This is a genomic window from Streptomyces sp. PU-14G (assembly GCF_041028275.1).
GTDB lineage: Bacteria > Actinomycetota > Actinomycetes > Streptomycetales > Streptomycetaceae > Streptomyces.
The window spans coordinates 1-7453 of record NZ_JASKYT010000374.1 but is presented as its reverse complement, the minus strand read 5'-3'; the positions used below and the strand labels follow the sequence as shown (position 1 = coordinate 7453).

6 protein-coding genes and 1 pseudogene are annotated in these 7453 nt (G+C 76.1%); 3 read left to right on the top strand and 4 right to left on the bottom strand.

The genetic code is table 11. The features are described 5' to 3' along the window. From AB8Z75_RS29185 to AB8Z75_RS29175, 3 genes and pseudogenes are all read left to right on the top strand, one after another. A pseudogene (locus tag AB8Z75_RS29185) lies at positions 1 to 772 on the top strand (long-chain fatty acid--CoA ligase); the annotation flags it as partial. Next, a complete protein-coding gene (locus tag AB8Z75_RS29180) occupies positions 769 to 2259 on the top strand; it encodes a cytochrome P450 (RefSeq protein ID WP_369207186.1) in 1491 nt (496 codons plus the stop codon). The pseudogene AB8Z75_RS29185 and the gene AB8Z75_RS29180, both read left to right, overlap by 4 nt. Beyond that, complete coding sequence (locus AB8Z75_RS29175) at positions 2256 to 3209, top strand: NAD-dependent epimerase/dehydratase family protein (RefSeq protein ID WP_369207184.1); 954 nt, start codon at positions 2256 to 2258, stop codon at positions 3207 to 3209. The genes AB8Z75_RS29180 and AB8Z75_RS29175 overlap by 4 nt, the downstream gene beginning before the upstream one ends. Here AB8Z75_RS29175 and AB8Z75_RS29170 read toward each other — a convergent pair. The 4 genes from AB8Z75_RS29170 to AB8Z75_RS29155 all read right to left on the bottom strand — a co-directional run. Next, entirely contained in the window at positions 3206 to 4060 is an 855-nt protein-coding gene (locus AB8Z75_RS29170; protein WP_369207182.1) for an arylamine N-acetyltransferase, read from the bottom strand. The two genes, AB8Z75_RS29175 and AB8Z75_RS29170, sit on opposite strands and share 4 nt — an antisense overlap. 172 nt (positions 4061 to 4232) lie before the next feature. Then, on the bottom strand, positions 4233 to 6032 hold the full coding sequence (locus AB8Z75_RS29165) for a phospho-sugar mutase (RefSeq protein WP_369207180.1): 1800 nt from the start codon (positions 6030 to 6032) through the stop codon (positions 4233 to 4235). 56 nt (positions 6033 to 6088) lie between these two features. Continuing rightward, positions 6089 to 6910 (bottom strand): purine-nucleoside phosphorylase, encoded by an 822-nt coding sequence (locus tag AB8Z75_RS29160; RefSeq protein WP_369207178.1) that lies wholly within the window; start codon positions 6908 to 6910, stop codon positions 6089 to 6091. 184 nt (positions 6911 to 7094) lie between these two features. Then, positions 7095 to 7453 (bottom strand): gamma-glutamylcyclotransferase (locus AB8Z75_RS29155; protein WP_369207176.1); only part of this gene is annotated, 359 nt, incomplete at its 5' end.

Below are 7453 nucleotides of genomic sequence, written 5' to 3'. Positions count from 1 at the left end.
GCCCCGCCTCCTGGCCCGGCAGCTGCGCCGCCTGCGCCCCCAGGCCACCTACCTGACCCCGCCTCAACTGCGGGCCGCCCTCGCGGCGGACGCCCGCTTCACCGGGCGGGTGTGGACCGGCTCGGCGCCCGCGGGCGCCACGCTGCTCGGCCGCGTGAAGGAGGCCGGAGCTGCGGAGGCCTGGGGCGTGTACGCGCTCACCGAACTCTTCCCGGCAGCCGCCGTCGAGGCGGCGGACAAGGCGGCCTACGAGGGGGACGGCGACCTGCTGGGCGCCCCGCTGCCCGGCGTGGAGGCCAAGACGGGACCGACGGGCGAACTCTTCCTCTCCGGGCCCGGCGCCCGCCACCGCTACCTCGGCGCGGACCCCGACCCGTGGGTGGCCACCGGCGACCGCGCCCACCTGGACGCCCGAGGCCGTCTCGTCCTCGGAGGACGGATGAAGGACATGGTGCTGCGGCGCGCCGAGAACATCTACCCGGGGCTGTACGAACCCGCGCTCCACGTGCCCGGTGTCGACCTCGCGCTGCTCGTCGGCGTCCCCGTGCGGGACGGCGACGAGCAGCTCGTCGCCGTCATCCAGCCCAGCCCCGGCGCCGACCGCCGGCTGCTGCGTGCCGCGCTGCGGGAGCCCCTGCGGCGCATGGGCTCGGCCCGCCCGGACGGCGTGCTCCTCGCCGACATCCCCTTGACCGGGCGGTCACGGAAACCCGACCGCGCGGCGACCGCGCTGCTGGCCGCGGGGCGCCGACGGGAGCTGGCCAACCGATGAGAGCGCCGAGAACCACGCCACCCGGCACGCGAGGGGCTCCGCCCGGCACGCGGGGGACCCCGTCCGGCACGCGAGGGGATCCGCCCGGCACCTCGCGCCGCACCGCGCCCCGCGCCTCCGCACCGGCCGGGGCCGCCCAGCCACCACCCGGCGTGCGGGCCGCGCGGCGCCGCGACCGGCAGGTGTACACCCGTGCGCACCCGCTGCTGTTCGCCCTCCTCGCCGCCGCCCGCCGCCGCCCCGTCGTCCGGCTCGGCCGCACGGCACTGGTGCACGGCACGGACGCCTACCGGCACGCCCTCACCCACCTGCCGCTGGATCGCACGGCGGCCGGGACCACGGGCGGCGCCGTACGCGAACACGCCGGTGGAGGCGCGCTCTTCGACCAAGAGGGCGACGGCCACAGAGGGGCCCGGCGCACCCTCGCCGACGACCTCGGCTCGGCGGGCGTCGCGCGGTTGCGCCCGGTATGGCAGCAGGTCATCACCCGCCGCCTCGCCCCGCTCGCGTCCGGCCACGACATCGACCTCGTCGCCCTGGCCCACGAGTTGGCGGGCGCCACGGTGTGCGCCCTGCTGGGTGTCGCCGCCGAACCGCGGGCGCTCGCGCGGGCCGCGGCCGACGCGGCGGCGGCCACCGTCCGCGACCACCTGCCGGGGCCCCGCCGCCCCGGTGCGTCCCGCGCCGCCGCCCGCGCGACCGCACGGCTGGAGACCCTGCTGGCCCAAGCCTGCGCCCCCACCGGCACGGACCCGTCGGCGCGGGGCCGGTCGGCGTCCGGCCGGCCCACGGCGGACCTTCCCGAGGCGCCCGGCCGGGCCGGCGACGGGCTGCGGGCCATGGTCGCGGTCGCCGCCGTCACCACGACGGTCGCGGCGCTGCCCCGGGCCGCCGCCTGGTGCGCGGATGCCGGGCTGTGGGAGGAGGCCGGTGACCGGCGGGCGCGGGACGCGCTCGTCGGCGAGCTCCTGCGGGTGACGGCGCCTTCGCCGCTGCTGCCGCGGGTGGCGGGCGCCCCGGGGACGCTCGAAGGCTGTCCGGTACGGGGCGGCGACCGGCTGATTCTGGTGGCGCGGCACGCTGTCCGCGCCCACCGCGACGCGCCGTGCGCCGCCGCTCCCGCGCCGGCCGCCGTGGCGCAGCTCGTCTTCGGGGCGGGGCCGCACGCGTGCCCGGGTGCCCGGCTGGCGCGGGCGCAGCTCGCCGACCTGCTGGCCGCGCTGGCCCCCTACCGCCCTGCCGTCGTCCGCGCCCGCGCCGACCGCCGAGCGGCTCTCCCCGCCTGGCGCACGCTCACCGTCCGCGCCCGCGCCAACACCGACCCCCGCGCCAACACCGGCCCCCGCGCCGGTGCCGGCCCCCGCGCCGGTGCCGCGCCCGCGGAGCGGCCCCGCCGCACGCCGCCCGAGCACCACCCGGGGCCACCGGGACACGGCTGCGGACCACCGGGAGACCGCGCCACTCGTCGGACAGGGGAGGAACCGTGACCACGATCGCTGTCACCGGAGCGAGCGGCTTCTGCGGCAGTTACGTCGCGCGGGCCGCCGCCGCGCAGGGCGCCGAGGTGGTGTGCGTGGGCCGGCGGCCAGGGCCCGTCGGCCGTCACGTGTACTGGGACGCGGCGCTGGGCCGGGCGCCGGACCTGGGCGGGGCCGAGGCGGTGGTGCACTGCGCCGCCGCCGTGGGCGACCCGGTGCCGGGCTCGCCCGGCGAGGCGGCGATGCGCGCGGTCAACGTGGAGGGGACGGCCGCACTGCTTGAGGCCGCGGCGGGCAGGCCCCTGGTGTGGGTGAGCAGCGCCAGCGTCTACGCGCCGGGACCGGAGCGGGCGCGGCTGCGGGAAGAGCACCCGGTGGGCGCCCAGCTGAACGCCTACGGGCGCACGAAGGCGGCGGGCGAGGCGCTGGCCCTGTCCGCCGGTGCGGTGGTGCTGCGGCCCCGCGCGGTGTACGGCGTGGGCGACCCGCATCTGGCGCCGCGGCTCCTGGCACGGGTCAGGCGCGGCCTGTTGCTGCTGCCGGGCCGTGACGTGCGGCTGAGCCTGACGGCTGTGGAGAACCTGGCCGACGCCTGCCTGGCCGCCGCGGGCGCCGGTTGGCCGCCGGGCGCCTACAACATCGCGGACCCGGTGCCCTACAGCCGGGACGAGGCGGTCCGCACCGTGCTGGCCGCCCACGGGGTGCACGCCCGTGTCGGGCACCTTCCCGCGGCTCTCGCCCGCGCGGCGGCGGCGGTCGTCGAGCGGGCGGCGCGGCGGCGTCCGCTCGGCGAGCCGCCGCTCACCCGCTACGCCGTCGAACAGCTGGCGCACGGCGTCGTCCTGGACGTCACCAGGGCCCGCCGCCAGGGCTGGACGGCACAGCGCACCCTGGCCGACTACGCCCGGGCTCTCGAGGCGGGACCCCGGCCCGGAGCCGACCGCCCCCCGGCCGACTAGCCGCGGCCGGTGGACCGTCCGGCGCGTTCGACGTGGTCGACCAGCAGTCGGGCGTCGTCCTCGGACAGGTCGATGCCGAAGGGGTCGGCGAACAGCTTGGGCAGCTCCGAGGGCTCGACGGTGCGTTCCTCCTCGGGGGCCAGGCCGGTGGCGGCGGTGGTCGTCCAGGTGAGGCCGTCGAGCTGGTCGGTGCGGTCGGCGCGTACCCGCTGGAGGAAGGGGCGGCGGTTGAAGGGGGAGTGGGAGCTGGTGGCGATGAAGTGGTTGCCGAGCGCGTAGTCGGCCGGGTACTGCGGGTTCTCGGTGAAGGTGTGCCGCGCCATCCAGCCGCCGTCGGCGTCCTGCTGGTGCAGCATCCAGCCCTCGGCTCGCGGGGTGACCTCGGTGTGCCGCAGCAGGAACCTGCGCCCCTCGACGGTCGGCTCGTTGCCGTCCACCAGTTCGATGATGTCCAGGGGGCTGGTGCCGAAGCCGATGTCGCTCAGCCAGCGGCGCCCCTCGACGGTGACGAGCAGCATCGCGTGCGTCGCCGGGAGGATCTTGTCCGTGCCCATGCGGGTCCGGCCCGAGACGGCGGTGAAGGTGAAGCCGAGCCGCTCCAGCGCCGCCGCGTAGAGCACGGTGTGCTCGAAGCAGTAGCCGCCCTGGCCGCGGCGCACCAGCTTGTCCTGGACGTCGGCCAGGTCCAGCGAGACCGGCCGGTGCAGGAAGCAGTCCAGGTTGCCCCAGCGCACCGACAGGACGTGGGCCCGGTGCAGCGCGCGCAACGTCTCCAGGGTGGGGGTGCGCTGCCCCTCGTATCCCAGCCGCGCCAGGTAGGCGTCCAGGTCCAGTTGATCGCCGTGCCACATCGGGCGGGCTCCTCCGTTCGCGGTGGTCGGTGGGACGACGCGTCCCCTCCACCGAACTCGAACAAAGGGGCGACTATTCCGGTGTGCGCACATCCGAACCACCGGAACAGCCGCCCGTCCCTGCCGGACCCGGGCCACGGGCTCGGCCCCGCGGCCCGGATCCGCGGCCTGGCTACAGCCCCGTCGCCCGCCGCAGGTCGTCCTTGAAGCGGTCCAGCACCGCCGCGGCACGCTCACGCGCGGGCCCCAGACCGGCGGCCTCGCCCACCGGAACCACGACCTCCAGATAGCACTTGAGCTTGGGCTCGGTCCCGCTCGGCCGCACCACCACGCGGCCACCGCCGACCCCGTCCGCACCGGCCAGCCAGTAGCGCAGCCCGTCCGTCGGCGGCAGCGACTCGGTGCCCCGGGTGAGGTCGTCCACGCGGGCGACCCCGAGCCCGCCCAGCGCCGTCGGCGGCTCGGCGCGCAGCCGCTCCATCGCCGAACCGATCAGCGACAGGTCGTCCACCCGCACGGAAAGCTGGTCGGTGGCGTGGACGCCGTACTCGACGTCGAGGTCGTCCAGCAGATCGGTCAGGGTGCGCCCCGCCTGCTTCAGCTCGGCGGCGAGCTCGGCGACCAGCAGCGCCGCCGTGATGCCGTCCTTGTCGCGGACACCCTCCGGGTCGACGCAGTAGCCCAGCGCCTCCTCGTAGCCGTACCGCAGTCCGTCGACGCGGGCCAGCCACTTGAACCCCGTCAGCGTTTCCGTGTACGGCAGCCCGGCGGCCTCGGCGATGCGCTCCAGCAGCGAAGAGGAGACGATCGTCGTCGCGAACGTGCCCTTGGCGTGCTTGTGGATCAGGTGGGTGGCCAGCACCGCGCCCACCTGGTCGCCGCGCAGCATCCGCCAGCCGTCCTCGGCCGCCGCGTCGGGCACGGCGACGCCGCAGCGGTCGGCGTCCGGGTCGTTGGCGATGATCACGTCGGGGCGCTCGCCGTGCTCGGCCTCCCAGGCACGCGCGGTCGCGTACGCGCGCTCCATCGCGCCCGGCTCCTCCGGATTGGGAAACGCCACCGTGGAGAAGTCCGGATCGGGCTCGGCCTGCTCGGCGACCGGCACCGGCGAGGGGAAACCCGCCCGCTCGAACGCCAGCCGCGCCGTCTCGTGTCCCACACCGTGCATCGCGGTGTGCACCACCCGCACCTCGCGCGGTGACCCCTCGGTGAGGACGGCACCCGTACGCGCCAGGTAGGCGTCGAGCACCTCGGTGCCGAGCACCTGCCAGCCTGACTCGGCCCGCACCACACCCGCCAGGGGGCCGACGGAGGAGATCTGGGCCGCGATCTCCCCGTCGGCGGGCGGCACGATCTGCAGTCCGTCACCCAGGTAGACCTTGTAGCCGTTGTCGCGCGGCGGATTGTGACTGGCCGTGACCATGATCCCGGCGGCGGCGCCCAGATGCCGCACCGCGAAGGCGAGCACCGGAGTGGGCAGCGGCGACGGCAGCACCGCCGCGCGCAGGCCCGCGCCGACCATGACCGCGGCGGTGTCGCGGGCGAAGTCGGCGCTCTTGTGCCGTGCGTCGTAGCCGACGACGACCAGCGGCTCCTCGCCCTGCGCGGCGGCGCCGGCCCGGTGAGCCCGCAGGTGAGCGGCGATCCCGGCGGCGGCGCGGATGACGACGGAGCGGTTCATCCGCATCGGGCCCGCACCCAGCTCGCCGCGCAGGCCCGCCGTGCCGAACTGGAGGGTGCCGGAGAACCTCTCCCGCAGCTCCTCCACCGCCCGGGCGTCGACGAGCTCGGCCAGCTCCTGCCGGGTCTGCGGGTCGGGGTCCTCGGCCAGCCAGTCGCGGGCCCGGGCCAGCAGCGCCTCGTCGGAATCCGGAGCCTGCGCCCCGGGCCCGGGCGCCTCGCCCGCGCCCCGTACCCCGGTGGCCTCACCGGCCCCGCCGGACCGTGCGTCGTCCCGCCGGCCGTCGCTCATCGTGTCTGTCCTGCCTTTCGCGGTGGAGAGCTGGAGAGGGAACTGCGGACGCGGCCTCAGAGCCGCTGAAGCACCTGCGCCAGCAGCGTGCCCATGCGGGAGGCCGAGTCGCGGCCCGCCTGCAGGACCTCCTCGTGGTTGAGGGGCTCGCCCGTCATGCCCGCCGCGAGGTTGGTGACGAGGGAGACACCGAGCACCTCGGCGCCCGCCTCCCGCGCCGCGATGGCCTCCAGCACGGTGGACATGCCCACCAGGTCACCGCCGATGGTGCGGACGAAACCGATCTCCGCGGGCGTCTCGTAGTGCGGCCCGGGGAACTGGACGTAGACGCCCTCTTCCAGCGTCGGGTCGATCTCCTGGCACAGCGCCCGCAGCCGCGGCGAGTACAGATCGGTCAGGTCGACGAAGTTGGCGCCGACGATGGGGGAGGCGGCGGTCAGGTTGATGTGGTCGCTGATGAGCACCGGCTGACCCGGGCGCATGCCCTCGCGCAGGCCGCCGCACCCGTTGGTCAGGACGATGGTCTTGCAGCCCGCCGCCACGGCCGTGCGCACCCCGTGCGCGACGGCCGCGACACCGCGGCCCTCGTACGCGTGCGTACGGCCGAGGAAGACGAGCGCGCGCTTGCCGCCCACCGTGTGGGAGCGGATCTTGCCCGCGTGCCCCGCGGCGGTCGGCGGCGGGAAGCCCGGCAGCTCGGTGACGGCCAGTTCGTGGTCGGGGACCCCGAGCGCGTCGGCCGCGGGCACCCAGCCCGAGCCCATGACGAGGGCCACGTCGTGGCTCTCCTCGCCGGTCAGGGCCCGCAGCTTGGCCGCGGCCTCGTCGGCGGTGCGGTAGGGGTCGTCGGGGATGCGCGTAGTGGCTGAAGCGTTCACGCGACGAGGGTAGCCCTTTCTCGCCTACGCGCGTAGACGCGGGACGTGAATCCGGACGAACACACGGACGAGCCGCCGCTGAGCGGGCCCTCGTGTGTGCGTTCTGTGCCTGATACACCCAGCTCTCGGGCCACGGCCTGGCCAGTGCCCCGGCCAGCTCCCTGACCAGGCCCTGGCGGAACCCCTAGCAGGGGCGCTTACGCAGCTCCATCACGTAGTCGTGCGGCGCCCCGGCCGACTCCGCCGCGTCCGCGATGTCGCCCAGATAGCGGGCCGAGGGCAGGCCCCCCTCGTACCCGTTGAGCACGTAGCACCACGCGGGCTCCTCGCCGTCCAGCGTGTGCACCCGCACCCGCATCCGCCGGTATATGTCGAGCCCGACACCCTCCCAGCGGTCCATCGAGTCCTCGTCCATCGGAGCGATGTCGTACAGCGCGACGAACAACTGCGACCGCGGCGCCTCCACGAGGGTGGCCAGCGCGCCCTCCCACCCCATGTGCTCCCCACCGAAGGTCAACCGCCAGTCGGTCATCCATCCGGTGC

Excerpts from the sequence above, each read along its gene's own strand:
- AB8Z75_RS29180 (WP_369207186.1), top strand. The coding sequence starts at position 769 with ATGAGAGCGCCGAGAACCACGCCACCCGGCACGCGAGGGGCTCCGCCC.
- AB8Z75_RS29170 (WP_369207182.1), bottom strand. The coding sequence starts at position 4,060 with ATGTGGCACGGCGATCAACTGGACCTGGACGCCTACCTGGCGCGGCTG.
- AB8Z75_RS29165 (WP_369207180.1), bottom strand. The coding sequence starts at position 6,032 with ATGAGCGACGGCCGGCGGGACGACGCACGGTCCGGCGGGGCCGGTGAG.